Annotated in this window: 21 protein-coding genes; 7 read left to right on the forward strand and 14 right to left on the reverse strand. The window is 72.3% G+C overall.

Annotation, left to right across the window (positions count from 1 at the left end):
• Window positions 1–34 precede the first annotated feature (34 nt).
• The 7 genes from EJ357_RS18450 to EJ357_RS18480 all read right to left on the reverse strand — a co-directional run bounded on the left by EJ357_RS18450 (window position 35) and on the right by EJ357_RS18480 (window position 6,987).
• Window positions 35–1,417: a hypothetical protein gene (locus EJ357_RS18450; protein ID WP_407698496.1), complete on the reverse strand. Its 1,383-nt coding sequence runs from the start codon at window positions 1,415–1,417 to the stop codon at window positions 35–37.
• A gap of 2 nt (window positions 1,418–1,419) precedes the next feature.
• Window positions 1,420–2,484 carry a hypothetical protein gene (locus tag EJ357_RS18455; protein ID WP_126392719.1) on the reverse strand — a complete coding sequence of 355 codons (1,065 nt, stop codon included), beginning with the start codon at window positions 2,482–2,484 and terminating at the stop codon, window positions 1,420–1,422.
• Window positions 2,485–2,498: 14 nt separating this feature from the next.
• Window positions 2,499–3,335: a hypothetical protein gene (locus EJ357_RS18460; RefSeq protein WP_126392720.1), complete on the reverse strand. Its 837-nt coding sequence runs from the start codon at window positions 3,333–3,335 to the stop codon at window positions 2,499–2,501.
• Between the two features lie 30 nt (window positions 3,336–3,365).
• Window positions 3,366–4,049, reverse strand: coding sequence for an LPXTG cell wall anchor domain-containing protein (locus tag EJ357_RS18465; RefSeq protein WP_126392721.1), 684 nt, complete (start codon window positions 4,047–4,049; stop codon window positions 3,366–3,368).
• 163 nt (window positions 4,050–4,212) lie between these two features.
• Window positions 4,213–5,475, reverse strand: a complete 1,263-nt coding sequence (gene serS / locus EJ357_RS18470; RefSeq protein WP_126392722.1) for a serine--tRNA ligase — start codon at window positions 5,473–5,475, stop codon at window positions 4,213–4,215.
• 320 nt (window positions 5,476–5,795) lie between these two features.
• Window positions 5,796–6,350: an ATP-binding protein gene (locus tag EJ357_RS18475; protein WP_126392723.1), complete on the reverse strand. Its 555-nt coding sequence runs from the start codon at window positions 6,348–6,350 to the stop codon at window positions 5,796–5,798.
• 250 nt (window positions 6,351–6,600) lie between these two features.
• Window positions 6,601–6,987, reverse strand: a complete 387-nt coding sequence (locus tag EJ357_RS18480; RefSeq protein WP_126392724.1) for an STAS domain-containing protein — start codon at window positions 6,985–6,987, stop codon at window positions 6,601–6,603.
• Window positions 6,988–7,226: 239 nt separating this feature from the next.
• Between EJ357_RS18480 and EJ357_RS18485 the strand changes: the two genes are divergently transcribed.
• Both EJ357_RS18485 and EJ357_RS18490 read left to right on the forward strand, forming a co-directional pair.
• Window positions 7,227–8,180 carry an RNA polymerase sigma factor SigF gene (locus tag EJ357_RS18485; protein ID WP_126392725.1) on the forward strand — a complete coding sequence of 318 codons (954 nt, stop codon included), beginning with the start codon at window positions 7,227–7,229 and terminating at the stop codon, window positions 8,178–8,180.
• Between the two features lie 211 nt (window positions 8,181–8,391).
• Window positions 8,392–9,957: an RICIN domain-containing protein gene (locus EJ357_RS18490; protein WP_126392726.1), complete on the forward strand. Its 1,566-nt coding sequence runs from the start codon at window positions 8,392–8,394 to the stop codon at window positions 9,955–9,957.
• Here the strand turns inward: EJ357_RS18490 and hutI are convergent, their stop codons facing one another.
• The 4 genes from hutI to hutU all read right to left on the reverse strand — a co-directional run bounded on the left by hutI (window position 9,958) and on the right by hutU (window position 15,558).
• Window positions 9,958–11,262 carry an imidazolonepropionase gene (gene hutI, locus EJ357_RS18495; protein ID WP_126392727.1) on the reverse strand — a complete coding sequence of 435 codons (1,305 nt, stop codon included), beginning with the start codon at window positions 11,260–11,262 and terminating at the stop codon, window positions 9,958–9,960.
• Window positions 11,259–12,620, reverse strand: coding sequence for a formimidoylglutamate deiminase (locus tag EJ357_RS18500; protein WP_407698497.1), 1,362 nt, complete (start codon window positions 12,618–12,620; stop codon window positions 11,259–11,261). The genes hutI and EJ357_RS18500 overlap by 4 nt, the downstream gene beginning before the upstream one ends.
• The gene (locus EJ357_RS18505) at window positions 12,617–13,819 is read right to left on the reverse strand and encodes an allantoate amidohydrolase (protein WP_126399638.1); all 1,203 of its coding nucleotides are present in this window, start codon (window positions 13,817–13,819) and stop codon (window positions 12,617–12,619) included. Before EJ357_RS18505 ends, EJ357_RS18500 begins: the two co-directional genes overlap by 4 nt.
• Before the next feature lie 74 nt (window positions 13,820–13,893).
• Entirely contained in the window at window positions 13,894–15,558 is a 1,665-nt protein-coding gene (gene hutU, locus EJ357_RS18510; RefSeq protein WP_126392728.1) for a urocanate hydratase, read from the reverse strand.
• 142 nt (window positions 15,559–15,700) lie between these two features.
• On the opposite strand from hutU, the gene EJ357_RS18515 reads away from it, so the two are divergent.
• From EJ357_RS18515 to EJ357_RS18535, 5 genes are all read left to right on the forward strand, one after another.
• Window positions 15,701–17,146 carry a type III PLP-dependent enzyme domain-containing protein gene (locus EJ357_RS18515; protein ID WP_126392729.1) on the forward strand — a complete coding sequence of 482 codons (1,446 nt, stop codon included), beginning with the start codon at window positions 15,701–15,703 and terminating at the stop codon, window positions 17,144–17,146.
• 181 nt (window positions 17,147–17,327) lie between these two features.
• Complete coding sequence (locus EJ357_RS18520; RefSeq protein ID WP_126392730.1) at window positions 17,328–17,720, forward strand: hypothetical protein; 393 nt, start codon at window positions 17,328–17,330, stop codon at window positions 17,718–17,720.
• The gene (locus tag EJ357_RS18525; RefSeq protein WP_126392731.1) at window positions 17,717–18,505 is read left to right on the forward strand and encodes a DUF4388 domain-containing protein; all 789 of its coding nucleotides are present in this window, start codon (window positions 17,717–17,719) and stop codon (window positions 18,503–18,505) included. The genes EJ357_RS18520 and EJ357_RS18525 overlap by 4 nt, the downstream gene beginning before the upstream one ends.
• A 79-nt stretch (window positions 18,506–18,584) precedes the next feature.
• Entirely contained in the window at window positions 18,585–19,085 is a 501-nt protein-coding gene (locus tag EJ357_RS18530; protein ID WP_126392732.1) for a roadblock/LC7 domain-containing protein, read from the forward strand.
• A gap of 14 nt (window positions 19,086–19,099) precedes the next feature.
• Window positions 19,100–19,474, forward strand: a complete 375-nt coding sequence (locus EJ357_RS18535; RefSeq protein WP_126392733.1) for a roadblock/LC7 domain-containing protein — start codon at window positions 19,100–19,102, stop codon at window positions 19,472–19,474.
• A 1-nt stretch (window position 19,475) separates the two neighbouring features.
• Here EJ357_RS18535 and EJ357_RS18540 read toward each other — a convergent pair whose 3' ends face one another.
• The 3 genes from EJ357_RS18540 to EJ357_RS18550 all read right to left on the reverse strand — a co-directional run bounded on the left by EJ357_RS18540 (window position 19,476) and on the right by EJ357_RS18550 (window position 22,574).
• Window positions 19,476–20,030: a hypothetical protein gene (locus EJ357_RS18540; RefSeq protein ID WP_175647827.1), complete on the reverse strand. Its 555-nt coding sequence runs from the start codon at window positions 20,028–20,030 to the stop codon at window positions 19,476–19,478.
• 169 nt (window positions 20,031–20,199) lie between these two features.
• A complete protein-coding gene (locus tag EJ357_RS18545) occupies window positions 20,200–21,060 on the reverse strand; it encodes a MurR/RpiR family transcriptional regulator (protein ID WP_126392735.1) in 861 nt (286 codons plus the stop codon).
• Entirely contained in the window at window positions 21,057–22,574 is a 1,518-nt protein-coding gene (locus EJ357_RS18550) for an aromatic amino acid ammonia-lyase (protein WP_126392736.1), read from the reverse strand. Before EJ357_RS18550 ends, EJ357_RS18545 begins: the two co-directional genes overlap by 4 nt.
• Window positions 22,575–22,654 lie beyond the last annotated feature (80 nt).

Consider the following 22,654-nt stretch of genomic DNA (forward strand, 5'->3'; position numbering starts at 1 on the left):
CGGACCCGCAGACACCCGACGCCCCTTCCCGGCACTACCGCAGACGACGCCCGGGCATGAACGTGAAGACCGCACCACCCAGCAGCAGCGCCGTCCCTGCCACCAACCCCAAGGCCTTCAGAGAACCGTGGTCCTCAGCGCCGGTCGCCGCCAAGCCGCCGTCCGTGGACGAACCACCCGCGGAACCGCCGGCCGAACCGCCACCGGCAGCCCCACTCGCCTGCTCGGTGGTATCCAGCGTCAACGACACCTCCGTCTTGGCCGGCGTGCACGTCGTCGTCGTACCGAGGGCCTCGATCGTCAGCACGCCCGGCGACAGCGTCGACTCCCCGCTCGCGCCCGGCTTGTACGTGCCCGTGAGGTCCGGGATCTCGATCGGCTCGCCCGCCTTGATGTCCTCGGAGTTGGTCGGGCCCTCGACGTGGACCGTGCCCTTGTCCGCGCCGCCCAGGACGACCTCCATCGACGGCTTGACCGAGTCCTTGGGGATGTCGGCGGGGCTGTCCATCACCGACTTCTTGAACTGGACCGTGAGGTCGAAGCTCCCGCCGTTCTTCTTGGCGTTGATCTGGACCGGCGAGGTCGCCTCCTTGTCACCGATGGGCGTCTTGCACTCGTACGGGACCTGGACCTCCTTGCCCGTGAAGTCGCTCTGGCCGCCGTCACCGCCCCCACCGGTGCTCGATCCGCCGGCGTCCCCGCCCGTCTCGCTCTCACTCGGCGACGGAGTCGGAGTCGGGCTCGACGACCCTGTCGGCAGCCCGGTGGGCAGATCGGTCGGCACACCCGTCGGCAGCGTCGGTACGACCGTCGGCAACCCGCCCGTCGTACCGCCCGGGCCCCCGCCGCCGTCCGTCACCTTGATCGTCGCCGCCTTCTGCACCGTCTCCTTCGGCGTGCACTTGGTGTCCGTGGAGATCGGCTTGTTGACGTTGATGTTGTACGCGCCCGGCGTCAGGGTCACCTCGCCCGGCGCCGTCAGCTTCAGCTTGCCCTTCATGTCGGACAGCTTCATGTCGCTGTTCTTGGGGATCGGCGGGTTCTCGCGCGGCCCCTGCATCGCGATGTCCGCCGTCTGCGCACCGGCGGCCTTCAGGGTGCCGGTCGGCTGGACCGTGTTCTGCTCCAGGTCGAGGATGTTCGGGTTCTTGGACGCCGCCTGCACGAACTTCCAGACGACCTCCACCTCGTCGCCGACCTTCGCCTCGGCGGGCGCGGTGATCTCCACCTTGGTGGTGCCCTGGACCGGCGGCAGCCCGGAGATGGCGGGCGGGATGCACTCGGTCGCGTACGCCACCCCGGCCGCCTGCGCGGGCGCGGCGGCGACGCCGAGCAGGATGCCCGCGCCGCCGAGCATCAGGGCGGCGCCCGCCGCCGCCCCTCTCCGGGGTCGTGCCGGTGTGACTCTCCTTCGCATGCTCACGGGGGTCCTTTCCTGAGGGGAGTCGTAGGACTCGTCGGGCTGTCGTCGTGCGGTGCGGAGAGCCGACCGGCCGCGCCCGGGTCGTTGTCCGGGGTGAACCACGGCAGGGTCGAGGGAGCGGGCGAGGCGTGCCTCGCTTCTTGCCGGGGCCTCAGCCCCGGGATGCGCAGGGCCACTTCGGGCATGCGAAGACCGCGGCGGCGGGACGTCTGCCGCGGCCGTACCCGGTCCACCACCGCCATCCCGGCGCGGAACAGAGCCGCCGGTACGACCAGGCAGACCAGCACCCAGAACAGCGTCACGCCCCAGGGCCGGCCCACGCCCCAGGGCTGTTCGGCCATCACCTTGCCGCCGTACTTCAGGGAGACCGTGTAGTCGCCGTGCGCTCCGGCGGTGAGCTCCACCGGCAGTTCGATCCGCGCCTTCTTGCCCGGCTGGATCGTGCCGCGCCACTGCTGTTCCTCCCACTGAGGGGCGAACACGCCGTGGGAGGTGCCGACCTGGAAGACCGGGTTCTTCACCGGCGACGTGCCGACATTGCCGACGGTGAACACCAGCCTCCGTGCCGGCGGTGCGCCGAACCAGGTCAGCAGGGAGCCGGAGCCGTCGAGGCGGGTGTCCGTGAGGACCGACAGTCTGCCGCCCGCCGCCTCCGCGGGCAGCGGCTCGACCGCGTGCCCGGCCACCTGGAAGATCGCGTCGGCCTCGGCCTTCGCCCCGGTCACCGTCGCCACGTGCACGACGCACGGGCACGGCACCGGCGGCTCGGCCACCGGCAGCTTCCGGCTGAACCGCCCCTCGGCATCCGTCGTCACGGCCCTGCCGTCCGCGTTGGCGCAGGAGTTGGTGCCGCCGCTCACGCCGGTCGACGGCACGGACTGGCCGCAGATGAGGATCATCAGCAGCGCCTTCGACCGCCAGCCGCTGCCGGTCACGGTGATCGAACCACCCGTCCCCGCCTGCGACTTGGAGAGCTTCACGGCGGGCGGATCGGCGGCCGCGGCAGGGGCCGGAGCCAGCAGCAGCGCCAGCACGGCCGCCACGGTCGGCAGCACAGCCATTCGCACCCTGCCGTTCACGCCCCTGCTCCCGTCAACTCTGCTTGCCTGTCCGGCCGTTCGACCTCGGCGACCTCTCCGTCGTATGGCCTGCGCCGCCTTCGATGTCGTACGACCAGCCAGGCGCCCAGCGCCGCCCCCGCGCACCCCGCGACCCCGGTCACCGCGCCCCACGGCACGAACCGCGCGGACGCCTCAGCCGTGTCGCGCACTCCGCCCGCCGCCGTCACCGTCAGCCGCACGTCGACCGCGTCGAGCGCCGGCCGGTCCGGCCACGGCTCGTCGAGCTTCGTCCTGCTGCCCGGGGGCAGCTCGACGGGGAGATCGCGCGGGGCCCTGTCGAGGACGCGGCCGAAGACACCGTCGGCCCGGACGGCCAGCCTCGGGGCGATGGGCGTCGTACCGCGGTTGACCAGCTCGTACGCGATACGGTCGCCGCTCACCCGCACCCGCTCGACGGTCAGCGCCGACAGCTCCGGGACGGTGACACGGAGCTGCACCCGCACCCGCCGTTCGTCGCCGTCCGTGTCGCGGGCCACGATCTCGACGGCTCGGTCGGCGGTCGGGACGGTCACCGTGAAGGGAACGTCGGCGCGGGTGCGGGCGGGGACGCGCACGGTGCCGTCCTTGAACGTGACACCGGCGCCGCGCAGACGGACCGTGACCGGCGTGCCGCTCCGGTTGGTCACGGACACCGCGTCCTCGAGGACCGTCCCCGCCGGACCCTCGCCGTAGAAGGACGGTCGTCCACCGCCCGAGGGCGCGAGGGACCACCGCTCGGCGGCCGTGGCGGCAGGGCACACCGCGAGCAGAAGCAGCAGGGACAGGCACAGGACACGGGCGGCTGACGACATCGGCGGCTCCTGCAGTCTGACGAAAACCGGTCAGCGACGTACCGTCTGTCCCCTCCGCGTCAGCCACAGCGCACCCGCCGCGCCCGCCAGCAGGACCGTGCCGCCGAGGGTGCCCAGGGCGATCGCCGAGTCCTCGGGGCCGGTCTGCGGGAGCTCGGAGCCGGAGCCGGAGCCGCTCTGGGTTCCGCCGCCGCCTCCACCGCCCACCGTGGTCACGTCGAGGGTGAGCGACGGTCCGGGGCTGTTGGTGGGCGTGCACGTGGTCGTCGTACCGAGGGCCTTGATGGTGAGCACGGCCGCCGTGAAGGTGACCTTGCCGGTCTTCTTCGGGGTGTACGTGCCCGTGAGGTCGTTGATCTTGATGGGGGTGTTGGCGGGAATCGCCTCCTGGTTGGCGGGGCCCGTCACCGACAGGGTGCCGCTGTCGGCGCCGCCCAGCTTGATGGTGGCGCTCGGGTTCATCGCGCCCTTGCCCAGCTCGACCGGGCTGGACGAGACGCCCTTCTGCCACGACATGGTGATCTTGTAGCCGCTGCCGCTCTTGACTCCCTTGATGTCGATGGGCGAGACGGCGCTCTTGTCGCCGATCGGCGTCTTGCAGGCGTAGTTGACGTCGACGACCTCGGCCCGGGCCGCGGGGGCGGCCATCAGCACCGCCGATCCGGCCAGGGCCGCGGCGGTCGCGAGCGCGGCGGTTCGCTTCTGCTTCGACACGGTCCCCTCATTCCTGACGGCACATCAGATCGGCCGTCAAGGTACGCCCGGGGCCTTGAGGAAGGAAGACACGGCGCACGCCGGAGTTGTGGCGATCCGGCGTGCGCGCGAAGGGGTTCGGGTGGAGAGCGACCCCCTCAGGGTGACCCTGGGTAACACGGGGTCAGGCCGGGCCCAGCACCTCGGGCAGCCCCCACCGTCGCAACACCTCCGGCACGGCCACCGTCCCGTCCGCCCGCTGGTGCTGCTCCAGGATCGCGGGCAGCAGGCGGCTGGTGGCCAGCCCCGAGGCGTTGAGGGTGTGGACGTACTCCGCCTTGCCCCCGCCGGCCGGGCGGTACCGGATACCGCCGCGCCGGGCCTGGTAGGCGCGGGCGTTCGACACCGAGCTGACCTCGGCGTACGCGCCCAGGCTGGGCAGCCAGACCTCCACGTCGTACGTCCTGGCCTGGGCGGCGCTGGTGTCCCCGGCGGCGAGGTGGGTGACCCGGTGATGCAGGCCCAGTCCGGCCACCAGCTCCTCCGCCCGGGCCAGGAGTTCGAGGTGGGCGGCGTCCGAGTCCTCGGGCCGGACGAACTGGAACAACTCCACCTTGTTGAACTGGTGGCCGCGCAGCGTCCCGCGGTCCGCCGTGCGGTGGCTGCCGCTCTCCTTGCGGTAACAGGGCGTGTAGGCGACGTACTTGCGCGGGAGCTCGGCCTCGTCGAGGGTCTCGCCGCGGTGGAGGTTGACCAGAGCGGTCTCGGCGGTGGGCAGGAGGAAGTGCTCGCCCATGCGGAAGACCTCGTCGGCGAACTTCGGGAACTGGCCCGCCGTATAGCCCGCTTCGTACGTCAGCAGATGCGGCGGCAGCACGAACTCGTAGCCCGCCCGGCGATGGGCGTCCAGGAAGTGGTTGAGCAGCGCCCACTCCAGGGCGGCGCCCTCGCCCCGGTAGACCCAGTGGCCGTTGCCGGCCAGGCGCGTTCCCCGCTCGTAGTCGACGAGGCCCAGCTCCTGGGCGAGCCGGACGTGGTCCTTCGCGGCGAAGCCGAAGGCGGGCGGGGCGCCCACGCTCCGTACGACCTGGTTGTTCTCCTTGCCGCCCATCGGCACGTCGTCGTCGGGCAGGTTGGGCAGGGCGTCGAGGAACTCCTGGTGTCGGGCGGCGAGTCGAGCGAGGCCGGCCTCGGCCTCGGTGAGGCGGTCGGTCAGGGCCTTGGCCTCGGCCCGGAGCTCGTCCGCGGGGGCGTCCGTACGGTGTCGTACGGCGACCTCGGCCGAGATCCGCCGCCGCTCGCCGCGCAGCCGCTCCACGGCGGTACGGGCCTCGCGGAACTCGGTGTCCAGGGCGAGGAAGGCCGGGATGTCGGCGTCCACGCCGCGTTTGCGCAGGCCGTCGCGGACCTGGTCGGGGTGGTTTCGGATGAGGGTGACGTCGAGCATGGTGCGCGCTCCGTCCAGTTCTGCCGGAACGGCACACACCGCCCCGGGGTGGGTCCCTCGGGGCGTGGGCGAGAGGGTGCTCGCGGTGCCACCACGCCTTCACCGTCGTACGTACGAAGACTCACGGCCGTACGACGGTCTCGTTGTGGCCCGATGACGGGGGCCGGCCGGCGGGGCATTTCCTCCCCGCACTCGGGAGTGGATTCACCCGGGCCCGTGCGGCCCCGGCTACTTGTCTCCGTCAGCGCGTTGCCGGAGAGCGTAGAGCAGCACGTCAGCGGCACGGAACCGATTTTTCGGTACGGCGGTGGCGGGCGGCCCTAGGCCGGTGCTCCCAGCTCCGCCCACACCGTCTTGCCCGCGACCCCCGGCGACCGTACGACCCCCCAGTCCAGGCACAGCCGCTGCACGATGAACATGCCGTGGCCGCCGGGGCGGCCCGCGCGGTGCGGGGTGCGCGGGGCCGGCTGGCCCGTGCCCCGGTCGGAGACCTCGACGCGGATCACCTTGTTGTCGCAGGCGATCGCCATCTCGGCCGGTCCCTCGGCGTGCAGGCAGGCGTTGGTGACCAGCTCGGAGACGACGAGCAGCACGTCCTCGGCGGCGGCCCGCTGGTCGGCGGTGGCGGCGGGCAGCCAGCCCCACGCGTACAACGCCTGGCGGGCGAAGTCACGGGCGAGCGGGACGACGCCGCTCTGGCCCGCGAAGTCCAGCCGCCGGACCTGCCGCCCCGCGGGCGGCTCGGCGGACGACGCGGGCCCCTCGGACGCCCCTGAGGGCCCCTCGGGCGCGCCAGAGGGCCTTTCCGACGCCCCGGAAGCGCCGCTGGGCTCAGGGCCGCGGTCGCCCGGCGAGAAGGGCCGGGTGGTGCTCATCAGCGCTTCACCTCACCGATTCACCGATACCAGTACCAGTTCAACATTCACACGATTCACAAGTCAGTACGCAGAGTCAGTACGCCTGTACACGGCCCTTGCCCTGATACGTCGGTCACAGTCCCCACCCCCCGGTGGCCGACATCACAGCCGACAGGTTCAGGGTGTCTCCTGCCCGACCGCGCCGAGGGAACACCCCCGTATTCGGCACAAATGATGTGACGTCTGATGCGGCGTCGGACCCGTGAGGTCAGCCCGGCCCGTCGGCCTCGTCGACCAGGGCGTCGTCGAGCGAGTCGTGGACCGTGAAGACCGCCGAGGCCCCCGTGATCTCGAACACGCGCGCAACGGCGGGCAGCATGCCCGCGAGATGCACTCCGCCGCCGGCGGCCTCCGCCTTCAGGCGCGCGCCGAGCAGTACGTTCAGCCCCGTGGAGTCACAGAACTCGAGCCGTGAGCAGTCGACCACCAGCCGGCTGAAGCCCTTGGCGAGGCAGTCCTCGAGTGGCTCACGCAACAAATCGGCAGTGTGGTGATCCAACTCACCTGCCGGGGTCACCACGGCACTGGAGCCCTCTTCCCGCACCTCGACCAGAAGTCGGCCAGACTGTGCGCTGCCGACGGTCCCGCGGTCCATGCCGTCTCTCACTCCCGACGTCGTGGCTGCTGACTCACGCTCTCGAACACTACGCCTTCCCTACGCCCCCCAACACCCGAACATCCACCCAGAAACGGACATTTCGGAACACAGCGCACTTGCGGTGGGCTCCCGAAAGCGGGTAGGGCTAGTAGAGACACGTAACCGACTCGGCCGGCTTTGGAGGCGCCGCACACCGCAGTGCACACACAGGCTCCGGCAGCCATATGCCGAGAACGATGGAGGACATCATGTCACCCCGGCTCGACGCATCGCATACCCAGAACGCGACGTCGGCACCCCGACCGGAACATCTGGATCCCATCGAGCAGAGCAACGACGTACACCCCGAACCGGACTTCGGTCAGGAGTTCGGGCAGGACGACGTACTCGCCGGGCTTCCGGACATCCCCCCTTATGACGAGGTGGGGCCGGTGGACGCGCGGGCCTTGTCGAAGACTCTCTTCGAACGGCTGGAGTCGCTGGAGGAAGGGACCCACGAGTACTCGTACGTCCGGAACACGCTCGTCGAACTCAACCTCGCCCTGGTCAAGTTCGCCGCCTCCCGCTTCCGCTCGCGCAGCGAGCCGATGGAGGACATCATCCAGGTCGGCACCATCGGCCTGATCAAGGCGATCGACCGCTTCGAGCTCAGCCGCGGCGTGGAGTTCCCCACCTTCGCGATGCCGACCATCATCGGCGAGATCAAGCGCTTCTTCCGCGACACCTCGTGGTCGGTGCGGGTACCGCGCCGGCTGCAGGAGCTCCGGCTCGACCTGGCCAAGGCCGGCGACGAGCTGGCCCAGAAGCTGGACCGCGCCCCGACGGTGGCGGAACTGGCCGAGCGCCTCGACCTGACCAACGAAGAGGTCGTCGAGGGCATGGCCGCGTCGAACGCGTACACCGCCTCGTCGCTGGACGCCCAGCCCGAGGAGGACGACGCCGAGGGCGCGCTGGCCGACCGGATCGGCTACGAGGACCACGGCATCGAAGGCATCGAGTACGTCGAGTCGTTGAAGCCGCTCATCGCCGAACTCCCGCCCCGGGACCGGAAGATCCTCTCCCTGAGGTTCGTCGCGGGTATGACGCAGTCGGAGATCGGCGACGAACTCGGCATCTCGCAGATGCATGTGTCGCGGCTGCTGTCGCGCACACTGATCCGGCTCCGAAAAGGGCTGACGGTCGAGGAATGACCGGTCGAGGAGCGGTGTCCGCTCCTTCGCACCGCCCAGCGCTGTGCCCGGTGCCCCGCCGAATTCGTCGGCAGGGCACCGGGCACAGCGCGTTCAGGAGTTACCCACAGAAACCCTTTCCCCAGAGCTTCCCTTCCTCCACTATGAGCCGTCATACCCGCCGGTAAGTCAGGACTCCGGACGGGTCGCACGGCTGCAAGGAGGCAGGCGGATGGCTCGGGCCGACGACGGCAGGGACTCTGGCCCACGGGTGCACGCGGGCGCGTCCGACGCACGGCTCACCGAACTGCTGCGCGCCGACACGGCCACCGCGTACACGGCGCTCCAGGAACTGCGCGCCCGCCATCACGCACCCGTCCTCGGCTACGCCCGCCTGTGCACCCCGAACGCGTCCATGGCACGGCAGCTGGCGGCCCAGGCGTTCGCGCTGGCGGCCCGTCAGACGGCGCGCGGCGTCGACCCGGGCCTGCCCTGGCGGCTCCGGCTCCTGCTGCTGACCGCCCGGACGGCCGGGACGTGGGCCATGGACGAGCGGGCCGCCGGACTCGACGCGGGCCTGCTGCTCGTCCTGAACACGACGGGCCCCTCCGGCCCGGTCCCGCCGATGCTCACGGCGTTCCAGACCCTGTCGTCCCGCACACAGGGCCTGATCTGGTACGGCGTGGCGGAGGAGGAGCCGGGGGAACGGACAGCCGGTCTGCTCGGCCTCACCCGCGAGGACGTGCGGTACGGCACCGCCCCTGCGCTACAGCAGCTCGCCCGCGCCTGTCTGCGCACCCGCCTCGCCGCCTCCGACGACCCCGACTGTCCCGACTTCGGCCGCCTCATCGAGGAGTCGGTACGTCCGGACAGCCCGCGCGCCAGCGCCGACCTGCACGCCCACATGGCGCACTGCCCGCACTGCACGACGGCGTACGAGGAGCTGTCGGCCCTGCGGGACGCGCCGCGCACGGCGCTGGCGGAGGGGCTGCTGCCGTGGGGTGGGACGGCCTATGCGGCGGGCAGCGCGGGAGAGTCGGAGACCGCCGGCCCGTCCGCGCGGGGGAGTTGGACGGAGCGGGCCCGGTCGTCGGACCGGCACCGGATCGTGCTGGTGTCGGCGGCGCTCGGAGTGGCCCTGCTGCCGCTGGTGGCGTTCCTGGCGGCACAGGGCGGATCGTCCGCGCAGGATCCGGTGGGCTCGGTCGGCACGCCGGTGAGCGTGCCACCGGCGGTGACGGTGACGGCCACGGTGTCGGCGACGCCGACCACGGCCTCCCCGTCGCCCTCACCGTCACCGTCGCGCAGCTCCAAGTCGCCGTCCCCCACGAAGAGTCCGACGCCGACGAGGACGACGCGCCCCAAGCCGTCGCCCTCCCCCACGCGCCCGCCGGGCAGCGCGTACGCCCAGGTCGTGAACGTCGCCTCCGGGCTGTGCCTGGACGTGGGCGGCGCCTTCTTCAATGGGACGGACGTGGTCACGGCCCCCTGCAGCTCGTCGAGCACCCAGCGCTGGCGGGTCGACTCCGCGCGCGGTGTGCTGCAGTCGGCCGCCGATCCCGACTTCTGCCTGGACAGCCGGGGTTCGACGGACCGGGGCGTCGGGATCTGGGAGTGCGCGTCGGTCCACGGGTCCAACGGGCAGAACCTGCAGTTCGTCGTGGACGGCGACGGGGTGATCCGGCCGGCCATCGCGGTGGAGACCGCGGTGACACCGTGGGGTGGGGCCGGGGACGGGCTGTCGTTGGAGTCGGTGAGCGGGGGTGCGGGGCAGCGGTGGAAGGCGGGGGCCGCCTGATCAGACTTCGCGTACGCCGCGCCGCCACACCTCGCTGACCAGCGGAACCCCCGGCCGGTACGCCAGGTGCACATGGCTCGGTGCGTCGAGGAGGAGCAGGTCCGCGCGGGCGCCCGGGGTGAGGCGGCCGATGTCGTCGCGGCGCAGGGCCGCGGCGCCGCCCGCCGTGGCGGACCAGAGCGCCTCGTCCGGGGTCATGCCCATGTCCCGTACCGCGAGCGCGATGCAGAACGGGACGGACGACGTGAACGACGAGCCCGGGTTGCAGTCGGTGGACAGGGCGACGGTGGCGCCCGCGTCGAGGAGGCGGCGGGCGTTCGGCCACTGGGCGCGGGTGGAGAACTCGGCGCCGGGGAGGAGGGTGGCGACCGTGTCGCCGTTCGCGAGGGCGTCGACGTCCGCGTCCGTGAGGTGCGTGCAGTGGTCGGCGCTGGCCGCGTCCAGTTCGACGGCCAGTTGCACGCCGGGGCCGTAGGTGAGCTGGTTGGCGTGGACGCGGGGGTGCAGGCCCTTGGCCTTGCCCGCGGTGAGGATCGTGCGGGCCTGGTCGCCGTCGAAGGCGCCCTTCTCGCAGAAGACGTCGATCCAACGGGCGTACGGGGCGCAGGCGTCGAGCATCTCGCCGGTGACGAGGGCGACGTACGACGCCGGGTCCTCGGCGTAGTCCGGGGAGACGATGTGGGCGCCGAGGTAGGTGACCTCGTCGGTGTGGGCGGCGGCGATGCGCAGGGCGCGGGCCTCGTCCTGGACCGTCAGGCCGTAGCCGGACTTGGTCTCGAAGGTGGTGGTGCCCTGGCGCAGGGCCTCGGCGAGGTAGCGGGTGAGGTTGCGCTCCAGCTCCTCGTCGCTCGCCGCCCGCGTGGCCGCGACGGTCGTACGGATGCCGCCGGCGGTGTAGCCGCGGCCGGACATGCGGGCGTTGAACTCCTGCGTGCGGTCGCCCGCGAAGACGAGGTGCGAGTGGGAGTCGACGAAGCCCGGGATGACCGCCCGGCCACCTGCGTCGACCCGATTGTCAGTGGCGGGTGCTTTGCTTTGATCACCGGTCCACACGACGCGGTCGCCTTCGATGACGACGGCCGCGTCCTGGATCAGTCCGAGGGGGGAATTGTCACCGAGGGAGGGGTCGTTGGTGACCAGGGCGGCGATGTTGGTGATGAGCGTGCTTGCGGTGCTCGCGGAGTGGGCGGGGCTGACGGTCGTCGCGTTGCTCATGGCGTCCTTGGTGGCCTGGTCGGCGGTGGGGTCGGGTTCGGGGGCGGAGGCCGGTGCGGGCCGCGCGGGTGGGCGGCCCGCGGTCGTCATCCGCGCAGGGCTTCGACGGCGTCCGCGAGGGCTCCCGGCACATCGGGGACGAGGGTGTGGACCCCGTCCCGTACGACGTGCCGACCTCCCACGACCGTATGCGACACGTCTGCTGCCGACGCGGCGAATACGGTCGTCTCGGCCCCGAGCCGCGGAAGCGGCCCTGCCGTCCTGACCGAGTCGAGCGCGATCGTCGCGAAGTCGGCGCGCGCGCCCGGCTCCAGGGAGCCCACGTCGTCCCAGCCGAGGGCCGCGTGGCCGTCGGCCGAGGCCGCCCGCAGGAGGGCCGCCGCCGTCCAGTGACCTCGCGTGCGGGTGCGCAGGCGCTCGTTGAGCTCCATCGCGCGCGCCTCTTCGAGCAGGTCGATCACGGCGTGGCTGTCGGAGCCGAGGGAGAGCGGGGAGCCCTCGTTCTGCAGGGCGACGGCCGGTCCGATGCCGTCGGCGAGGTCCCGCTCGGTCGTCGGGCACATGCAGGTGCCGGTGCCGCTGCCGCCGATCAGGGAGATGTCCTCGGCGGTGAGGTGGGTGTTGTGGACGCCGGTGGTGCGCGGCCCGAGGACGCCGTGCAGGGCGAGGAGCTGGGTCGGGGTGCAGCCGTGGACCTCCAGACACGCCTCGTTCTCCGCGGTCTGCTCGGACAGGTGCACATGGAGCGGGGCCCGCCGCTCCTCGGCCCACCGCGCCACCGTCTCCAACTGGTCGGCGGGCACGGCCCGTACGGAGTGGATGGCCGCTCCGATCCGCGCGTGATCCTGTTCCTTGAGAACTGAACAGCGTTCGGCCCAGGCCTCGGCGTCGCCGTCGGAGAAGCGGAGCTGGTGGGTGGTGGGCGGCTGTCCGAAGCCGGAGGAGAGGTAGACGGTGTCGAGGAGGGTGATGCGGATACCGGCTTCGGCGGCGGCCGCGACGAGGGCCTCGCCCATCGCGTTGGGGTCGGCGTACGGGGTGCCGCCGGGCGCGTGGTGGACGTAGTGGAACTCGCCGACCGCCGTGATCCCCGCCAGCGCCATCTCGGCGTACACCGCGCGGGCGAGGGCGTGATAGGTGTCCGGGGTGAGCCGGTCGGCCGTGTTGTACATGACCTCGCGCCAGGTCCAGAAGGTGCCGGAGCCGACCTGGACGGTGCCGCGCAGGGCGCGGTGGAAGGCGTGCGAGTGGGCGTTGGCCAGGCCGGGGAGAGTCAGCCCCCGGAGGATCTCGGCGCCGGGAGGCGGGGTGGGGACCTCGGTTTGGACGGCGGTGATGCGACCGTCCGCCCCCGCGGCGGAGCCGCTGGTGGACACGGTCACGGCCACACCCGGCTCGACGTGGGTGTCGAGCCAGGCGTGCTCCAGCCAGTAGGTCTTCGATGTCACCTGCAGGCCAGCCCTTCCAGTACGTCGGCGAGTGCGAGGACCCCGGCCACGCAGTCGTCCTCGGCGGCGAACTCGGCCGGGGAGTGCGAGACGCCCGTGGGGTTGCGTACGAACAGCATGGCGGTCGGGATGCTCCCGGACAGGATTCCGGCGTCGTGTCCGGCGCCGGTGCCCAGGACGGGGACGGTGAGGTCGGTGTCCTTGCCCAGGATGCGGCCCAGTTCGTCGCGCAGGGCGTGGTCGAACTCGACGACGGGCGTGAAGGACTCGCGGACGACGTCGAGGTCGATGCCGTGCGCTGCCGCGTACTCCCGCGCCGCCTTCTCGATGCCGCCGACGACGCGGTCGAGGGCGGCCTGGTCCTCGGCACGGGAGTCGAGCCAGCCGCGCACCAGGGAGGGGATGGCGTTGACGCCGTTCGGCTCGACGGCGATCTTGCCGAAGGTGGCGACGGCGCCGGCGAGTTCGGCCTCCCGGCGGGCTGCCAGCACGGTCTCGGCGTACGACAGCATCGGGTCCCGCCGGTCCACCAGCCGCGTGGTCCCCGCGTGGTTGGCCTCGCCCCGGAAGTCGAACCGCCACCGGCCGTGCGGCCAGATCGCGCTGGCGATGCCGACCCGGTCACCGGACAGGTCCAGCGCCCGGCCCTGCTCGACATGCAGCTCGACGAAGGCACCGATGCGGGCGAGCCGCTCGGGGTCGGCGCCGATGGCGTCGGGGTCGTACCCGGCGGCCTCCATCGCCCGGGGCAGGCTGACCCCGTCCCCGTCGGTCAGCTTGTGGGCGCCCTCGACGGTGAGCTGCCCGGCGGTGAGCCGCGACCCGACGCAGGCGAGCCCGAACCGGGCGCCCTCTTCGTCGCCGAAGTTGACGATGGCGAGCGGTTTGGCGAAGTCCACGCCCCTGCCGCGCAGTTCGTCGAGCGCGGCGAAGGACGACACGACGCCGAGGGGGCCGTCGAAGGCACCCCCGTCCGGCACGGAGTCCAGATGCGACCCGGTGACCACGGCGTCCCCGGCAGCGGGGTCCCCGAGCCAGGCCCACTGGTTCCCGTTCCGGTCGACCTCGTAGGCGAGCCCTCGTGCTTCGGCCTGCTCCTTGAACCAGGCCCGGCAGTCGACGTCCACGCCGGTCCAGGCGAAGCGGCGGTAGCCGTGGGAGGCGGGGTGGCGGCCGATGGGGAGGAGGTCGCGCCACATGTCGTGGAAGGAGGGACCACCCGCGACCGGCCGCGCTTCGTCAGTCGGTACAGGCTGTGGGCAGCCGTTCTGCGTCACGCGTCGTCACCTTCGCGCATAGGAACCCGGACACCCCGCTCGTCGGCGACCGACTCCGCGATGTCGTACCCGGCATCGACATGCCGGATGACGCCCATGCCGGGGTCGTTCGTCAGCACCCGGCGAATCTTCTCCCCGCCGAGCTTCGTACCGTCGGCCACCGTCACCTGCCCGGCGTGAATGGACCGCCCCATCCCCACGCCACCACCGTGGTGCAGGGACACCCAGGACGCACCCGACGCCACATTCACCATGGCGTTCAGCAGCGGCCAGTCGGCGATCGCGTCGGACCCGTCGAGCATGGCCTCGGTCTCGCGGTAGGGCGAGGCGACGGAACCGCAGTCGAGGTGGTCGCGGCCGATGGCCAGCGGTGCCGCGAGCTCCCCGCTCGCCACCATGTCGTTGAAGCGCTCGCCGGCCTTGTCCCGCTCCCCGTAGCCGAGCCAGCAGATACGCGCGGGCAGGCCCTGGAAGTGCACCCGCTCCCCGGCCATCTTGATCCAGCGGGCAAGGGACTCGTTCTCCGGGAACAGGTCCAGGATCGCCTTGTCGGTCTTGGCGATGTCGGCCGGGTCGCCCGAGAGCGCCGCCCACCGGAAGGGGCCCTTGCCCTCGCAGAACAGGGGGCGGATGTAGGCGGGCACGAAGCCCGGGAAGGCGAACGCCCGGTCATAACCGGCGAGTTGGGCCTCGCCACGGATCGAGTTGCCGTAGTCGAAGACCTCGGCACCGGCGTCCATGAAGCCGACCATGGCCTCGACGTGCCTGGCCATGGACTCACGGGCCCGGGTGGTGAAGCCGGCCGGGTCCTTGGCCGCGTAGGAGGCCATGTCGTCGAAGTCGACGCCCACCGGGAGGTAGGCCAGCGGGTCGTGCGCCGAGGTCTGGTCGGTGACGATGTCGATGGGGGCGCCCTCGGCGAGCATGCGGGGCAGCAGCTCGGCGGCGTTGCCCAGCAGGCCGATGGAGAGCGGGCGGCGGGCGTCGCGCGCCTCGACCGCGAGATGGAGGGCGTGCTCCAGGCTGTCGGCCTTCACATCCAGGTAGCGGTGCTCGATGCGCCGCTCGATGGCGCGGGGGTCGACGTCGATACAGATCGCGACGCCGTCGTTCATGGTCACGGCGAGCGGCTGGGCGCCGCCCATGCCGCCGAGGCCGGCGGTGAGGGTGATCGTGCCGGCGAGGGTGCCGTCGAACTTCTTCGCGGCGACGGCGGCGAACGTCTCGTAGGTGCCCTGGAGGATGCCCTGGGTGCCGATGTAGATCCAGGAGCCGGCCGTCATCTGGCCGTACATGGTCAGGCCCAGCTGTTCCAGGCGGCGGAACTCCTCCCAGTTGGCCCAGTCGCCGACGAGGTTGGAGTTGGCGATGAGGACCCGCGGGGCCCACTCGTGGGTCTGCATGACGCCGACGGGACGGCCGGACTGGACGAGCATGGTCTCGTCCTGCTTCAGCCCCTTGAGGGTGCGCACCATCGCGTCGAAGGAGCGCCAGTCGCGGGCCGCCTTGCCGGTGCCGCCGTAGACGACGAGCTTGTCGGGGTGCTCGGCGACCTCGGGGTCGAGGTTGTTCTGCAGCATCCGCAGGGCGGCTTCCTGCTGCCATCCCAGGGCACTCAGTTCCGTACCGCGCGGCGCTCGGACGGGGCGGGGTCCTGACATGGTCTGCCTCCCAGCGGACTGTGACTGCGAACAGTCGAGGTGGAACTGTTGAGGTGGATATTCACATCCTGGCCGTCTGAATAGAACTAGTCAATACATTCGTGCGCCAGCAAGGCCGCGTCCCGGGTGTTTGGCTGGATGCATGGGCTCGTACAACGACACCACGGGGGATGTTGTGGACAACGGATTCGAGGTCCCGGGAGACGACGCGGCCCGGGTCGTCCGGCGGGACGACGCGGTGCGGGCCGCCGTGGAGCAGGGCCTGCTGGGGCCCGCCGACCCCATCGTCGGGCTGCTCGACGTGACCGGCATCCGCCAGTCGGCGGCGGCGCTGCGGGCGGCGTTCGACGCGGTGACGGCGCCGGGCACGCCCGTGCTGCACGCCTTCGCGGTGAAGGCGACCCCGCTGGTGCCGGTGCTGGCGCTGCTGCGCGAGGAGGGCATCGGCGCGGAGGTGGCCAGCCCGGGTGAGCTGGCGCTGGCGCGGGCGGCGGGGCTGCGACCGGAGATGACGGTGCTGGACTCGCCCGCGAAGACCCCGGCCGAGCTGCGCGAGGCGCTGGCGCTGGGCATCGCCGTCAACGCGGACAACCCGCAGGAACTGGACCGCATCGACGGCCTGATACTCCCCCACAGCCCGAAAGGCGTGGGAGGTGCCCCCATCGCCACCAGCCGCTCCCCGCTCGGGATCCGGGTGAATCCGCAGGTCGGAGGGGGTTCCATCGAGGCGACGTCCACGGCGACGGCGACGTCGAAGTTCGGGGTGGCGCTGCGCGACGAGGGGGCGCGGGAGTGGGTCGTACGGGCGTATCAGGACCGGCCGTGGCTGACCCGGCTGCATGCGCACACCGGCTCGCAGGGCATTCCGCTGTCCCTCATGACGCAGGGGGTCGCGGAGACGTACGCGCTCGCCGAGGAGATCAACCGGCGGATCGGCCGGCGGCAGATCGACACGCTCGACATCGGCGGCGGGCTGCCGGTGAACTTCGCGTCGGACGCGACCGCGCCGACGTACGCGCAGTACGCGCGGCTGCTGAGCGAGGCGGTGCCCGGACTGTTCGACGGGCGGTACGGGCTGGTCACCGAGTTCGGGCGGTCGCTGCTGGCCAAGCACGGGACGATCGTGGCGCGGGTCGAGTACGCCAAGAGCGCGGGCGGCCGTCCGGTGGCGGTGACGCACGCGGGCGTGCAGGTCGCGACACGGACGGTGTACGTGCCGGGGAGCTGGCCGCTGCGGATCGCCGCGTACGACGGCAAGGGGCGCCCGAAGGAGGGTCCGGCCGTGGTGCAGGACGTGGCCGGGCCGGCCTGCTTCTCGGGCGACCTGCTGGCCGAGGCGTCCGCGCTGCCGCTGCTGGAGCAGGGGGACTACGCGGCGGCGCTGGACACGGGGGCGTACTACTTCGCTCATCACTACGCCTACAACTCCCTTGCCCGGCCCGGTGTTTACGGTTTCGTGCCGGACGACGCCGGGGGCGTCGCCTTCGCGACCGTGCGGGAAACGCAGTCGCTCGACGAGATCGTGGCCGAATCCGGAGGGGCGCACGCGACCTCACTCACCACCCTGCGCGCGCCGAAGCGCCGTTGACGCAGGCCACAGGGCAGCAGTACGCCATACACGATCAAGTGACGTGAAAACGGGGTCAGTTGACCCACCCTAGTCACTCCGCGCATGTTCCACTGGAAAATGCCCGAACGCTCACTCGCCGCACACACGTTGCGTAGTTTGGCCGTCACTCAGCCGAACCCCAGGCGGGAGGGGAGCGACGGTGCCCGGAATCGACGAGTGCTTGCTGGAGACGATGCGGTTGCCCGGTGCGCGGGGCGCAGCGCTGGTCGACTGGACCAGCGGGCTGGCCCTGGGCACCGTGGGCGATCCTCCGGGCGGTGACCATGAGGCGGCGGCGGCCGAGGCGGCGGAACTGGCGCGGCTCGCGGCCGAGCAGCACGCGTTCGGGCCAGGTGACGGCGCCGACGCCACGGATCCGCCCGTCGAGGACGTGATCCTCAGCAACCGGGACAGCTACCACGTGCTGCGGTTCGTGCCGACGACCTTCGACAGTAGCGTGGTGCTGTACCTGTGGCTGGCCCGTGCGGACGGCAACCTCGCGCTGGCCCGCATCCGGCTGGGCGAGATGGCCGAACGGCTGGTGCTGGCATGACCGTGGTCGGAACCACCCCGCCGCCCCGGCTGCCGGTCCGGGACCGGACGGCGGCCGGTGAGCGCAGCCCGGGCTGCGTCTCGCCGATGCTGACCCGGCTCGCGGAGGAGCGGGCCACCGGCGTCCTGGACCGCGAGCACGGCACGCTCTACCTCGCCGAGGGCCGGGTCGTGCATGCCGAGAGCCCGCTCGCGCCGAGCCTCGGCACCCTCCTCACGGCCCACGGCGCCCTCGACGCCGCTTCCTGGCAGGACGCCGAGGACAGCGCCGACGAAGGGCGGCTCCTGTGGCACGGCGTCACCCCGGGCGCGCTGGAGCTGGCCCAGGTGAGCGCGTTGTACGACGCGGCGTACTTCGCCCTCGCCCCCAGCAGCACGCCCGGCCGCTTCCGCTACGGCACCGCGCACTGGCTCGCCTCGGTGCATCCCGTGCCGGTCGCCGACCTGGAGCGCGAGACGCTGCGCCGCCGCGCCCTGCTGTGCCGTATCTGGCCCGACCCGGCGACGGACGTCGCGCCGCTGATCCGGGCCGATCCGGTCTCGGCACCCGCGGTGCCGTCCCGGCAGGCCGCCGTGCTGGAACAGGTGGACGGCGTGCGCAGGGCCACGGACATCGCGCGGGAGCTGGGCAGACCGGCGTTCCACACGCTGGTGCACATCAGACGGCTGGCCGCGGCGGGGCTCGTGTCCTCGCAGCCGCCCCCCGTCGACGACCACCCACCCGACGCCGCCGATCCCTATGTCGCGCTGCTGAAGAGGGTCAGGGATGCGCTGGAGGCCCTTTGACCGCAAACCCTTCGAGGACCGCGCGCCGGCCGGGGTGCCTCGCCCGCCGCAGCGGTCCCGTGCCGAGAGGAGAAACCTGATGGCGGCAGAGGCCCCGCTGCTCGACGAGTTCCGTCGGCTCAGAGCCCGCGTGCCCCAGTTGACCGGAGCACTCGCGGCCGGCGTGGACGGCCTCGTCCTCGCCCACGACACCCCCGGCGTCGAACCCGACGGCCTCGCCGCGCTCACCGCGGCCGCGCTCGGCGTCGCGACGCGGGTGACGGACGCGACCGGCCGGGGCGACTTCCGCGAACTGCTCGTACGCGGCACGGACGGCTATGTCGCGACGTACGCGGCGGGCCGCACCGCCGTACTGACGCTGCTCGCCTCCGACGGCGTCAACGTCGGCCGGCTGCATCTGGAGGGCCGCCGCGCCGGTGCCCGCATCGGCGAGCTCGTCGACGCGAACGCCGCGCCGCCCAGGAGGAGCCCTGCCAAGAGCTCCGCCAAGGAGCCCGCCAAACCCATGCCCACCCGCACGAGAACCGCGCGTTCCGCACGCAGCAACACCGCCAACGCGCGTACCACTACCGAGAGTTGAGAGGAACACACGTCATGGCCAACACCGAGACCACCCTGAAGGAATGCCTCGCCTCGATCGAAGGGGCGACCGGAGCCGCGCTCGTCGACTACACCAGCGGGATGGCGCTCGGCACGCTGGGCGGCAGCAAGAGCTTCGACCTCAATGTCGCCGCCGCCGGCAACACCGACGTCGTCCGCGCCAAGATGCGCACGATGGAGCATCTCGGCCTCAAGGGCGGCATCGAGGACATCCTGATCACCCTCACCGACCAGTACCACCTGATCCGGCTGATCGCCGGGCGCGGGGGCAACGGCCTCTTCCTGTACCTGGTCCTCGACTCCAAGCGCGCCAACCTGGCCATGGCCAGGCACCAGTTGAAGAAGATCGAGGAGGACCTGGAGGTCTGACCTAGACCAATTCCGCGGTGCGGCGGCGGGCCCCACCGGGGGCCGCGTCGCCCGCCGCGATGCCCGTACTGCGGTAGGCCTTCACGGCCTTGCCCGCCGGGCGCCCGCCGCGGCCGTCGAGCCAGTCGACCCGCACCCACAGCAGGGCGTCCTCGGCCCGCTCCCGCCGACCGAGCCACGCCGCCTTGAGCCGGAGCCCCGCCCCGCACCCCGCCAGCAGCATCCCGCCGGCCGCCGGCACCGCGAACGCGCTGCCCAGCGCGGCGAGGAACACCAGGAGCAGCCACCAGCGGTGGCCCCGGCGCCAGTTGCGCACGGCCACCGCCCGGTCCTGGAGCACGTCATGTTTGCCGGCGCGGGCGGCCGAGCGGATCAGGGCGGCATAACGCTTGCGGCGGGCGTACGCGACCACGGCCGCCGCCACGATGAACAGCGCGGCGCCGGCCAGGACGCCGATCCGGCGTCCTGTCAGCCCCGGCACCAGCACCCCGATGCCCGCAGCGAACACCCCGAGCCACCACAACGGCCCCGCCCCGGCCCGTACGACGACGGCCACCCGAGCCAGCCCCTGTCCTCCTGCGCGCACCACGTCCGGCCTCCCGTCCACGTCTGTCCAGATGCTGTGAAGCGCACGCTAGCCACTCAACGTGAGACAAGCCTTAAGAAGCCGCCCGGACCTGCCGCCCGGAAGTTCTGACCGGCTGGGCCGCCCGGCCCTCGGGAAGTCACTCGACGAACAGCCCCCGCGCCACCGCTCGCGCGTCGAACTCCTCCAGCCGCGCCTGCGCGTCCGGCAGGTCGTCGCACATCGCCTCCAGCAGCACGCGGCCCAGCAGCATCGGCGCGCAGGCCGTGTCGAAGGCGAGGCCGGTGCCGACGGCGGCGGGCAGCAGCAGGTCGGAGACCTTGGCGACCGGCGCGAAGGCGGAGTCGGCCACCGTCACCACGGCCAGCCCGGACTCCTTGGCGTAGGCCAGCGTGTCCACGACCTCGCGCGGATGCCGGGGCAGCGCGAAGCAGAGCAGGGCCGTGGCGCCCGCCCGGACGGCGGCGTCGATCCGGTCGTGGATCATCGTGCCGCCCTCGTGCAGCGGCCGTACGTCCGGGTGGACCTTGGCGGCGAAGTACGAGAAGCCGTACGCCTGGGAGGCGGCGGCGCGCAGGCCGAGCACCGGCAGCGGGCGCGAGGCCGCGAGCAGGCGCCCCGCCTTCTGCACCGGGCGCGGGTCGGCGAGCACCTCGGCCAGATGCCTGAGGTTCTCGATCTCGGCCTCGACGGCCTGCTGGTACTCGTTGTACGAACCGGCGTCGGGCGCCGGCTCGGCGGGCGCGACCTCGCGCAGGTGCTTGCGCAGCGCCGGGTAGCCGTCGAAGCCGAGGGCGACGGCGAAGCGGGTCACGGACGGCTGGCTGACCCCGGCCAGTTCGGCCAGCTCCACGCTGGACAGGAACGGCACGTCGGCGGCCCGCCGCACCATGCTGTGCGCGATGCGCCGCTGGGTCGGGGTGAGCCGGTGCCCCTCGAAGAGCGCCTGAAGTCGCGCGGCGGGGCTGTCCGTCCCGTTCGTGTTCCTGTCCGCGCTCATTCCGCGCTTCCCCTCCAGATCTCCGTGAACCGGTCCAGCAGTGCGGCCGCCACCGTCACGTCATCGGTGAGCGGACGGTCGGCCAGGTCGTCGTCGAGCACCGACTCGGCCAGCTCCATCGCCCGCCCCGCCGGTAGCTCAGGGTCGGGCCTGAGGTCGCGCTGGCGCAACGCCCGCACGGCGGCGACGAGTTCGCAGCCGACGACGAGACGGTACGCGCCGCACGCGCGCAGTGTCTGCCGCGCGGCGAGCGAGGCGAAGCTGGCCTGCTCCTCCACGCCCCGGGAGAGTACAGCGTGGCCGAGCGAGGCGGGGGCGGAGAAGGCCCGTAGATCACCGAGGGCGGCCGCGGCGGCGTACTCCAGGATCATCACGCCGGACGAGGCGGGCTCGTGGTCGGCGAGGAAGGGCTTCAGGCGGGTGTAGGCGGGCTCGTTCAGGGTGGAGAGGCGGGACGTCGACAGGCGGGCCACCTGGGTCAGGGCCAGCCTGAAGTGGTCCAGGGCGAGGGCGAGTTGGGCCTGGTAGAAGCCGCCGTGGTGGTAGGCGGCCATGTCCTCGGGGGAGATGAGGGGGTTCTCGGCGGCCGCGTTGATCTCGACGGCGAGCACCTCCTCCAGGGCGTCGGCGGCGTCGTGCGCGGGGCCGTGGATCTGGGGCAGGCAGCGGAAGCCGTACGGGTCCTGGATCCGGCCGAGCGGCGGGGTCGGCCGGTCCTCGGCACCGATCAACTCCCGCATCCGGCGGGCGACCTCGGCGCTGCCCCGGTGCGGGCGGGCGGCGTGCACGGGGGCGGCGTACGCCTCGTGGGAGCCGTCCACGGCGAACAGCGACAGGGCGGCGACGACCTGGGTGGCGGCGACCAGGCCGCGCAGTTCGTGCAGGGCGAGGGCGGCCTGGCCGAGGGTGAGGGCGTTGCTGCTGATGAACGCGAGGGCGTCGTTGTTGTCGAGCGGCTGCGGTTCGGGGGCGCCGGAGCCGCGCCACGGGTGCTCGCCGGCCAGCGCGAGGCCGGCCTGCGCGAGGGCCGCGAGGTCGCCGGTGCCGACCGAGCCGAACTCGTTCACCACCGGGTGGGTCCCGTTCTCCAGCGCCTCGCACATCGCGGTGATGACGGTGGGGCGCAGGCCCGCGCCGCCCGCCAGCAGCTGGTTGGCGCGCACGGCGAGCATGGCCCGCACCTGCCGGGCGGGCAGCTCCTCGCCGATGGCGCCGGCGTGGCTGCGCAGCAGGCGCAGGCCGTGTTCGGCGGCGGCCTCGGTGGGCACGTCCTCGTTCCGGTTGGCGCCCACGCCGGTGGAGCGGCCGTAGACGCGGCCGGTCGCGGCGATGAGGCGGGCCGCGTCCCAGGACTCCTCCGCGCGCTTCATCGCGTCGGTCGCGGGCACCGGCCGCGCGGTCCCGTCGGCGAGACGTGCGACGTCCTCGACGCCGAGCCCGATCCCGTCGAGGACGACCAGCCCGGTGTGCCCGGAAGCCATCACACCCGGTACGTCCACGATCCGAGACGACATCAAGCCCAAACACCCCTCAATCCGGACACCCGATCTTGCACTTCAGTCATCCGTTACTTCGGATTTACACCAACCCGTTG

Origin of the sequence: Streptomyces cyaneochromogenes, from assembly GCF_003963535.1 — a bacterium.
GTDB lineage: Bacteria > Actinomycetota > Actinomycetes > Streptomycetales > Streptomycetaceae > Streptomyces > Streptomyces shaanxiensis.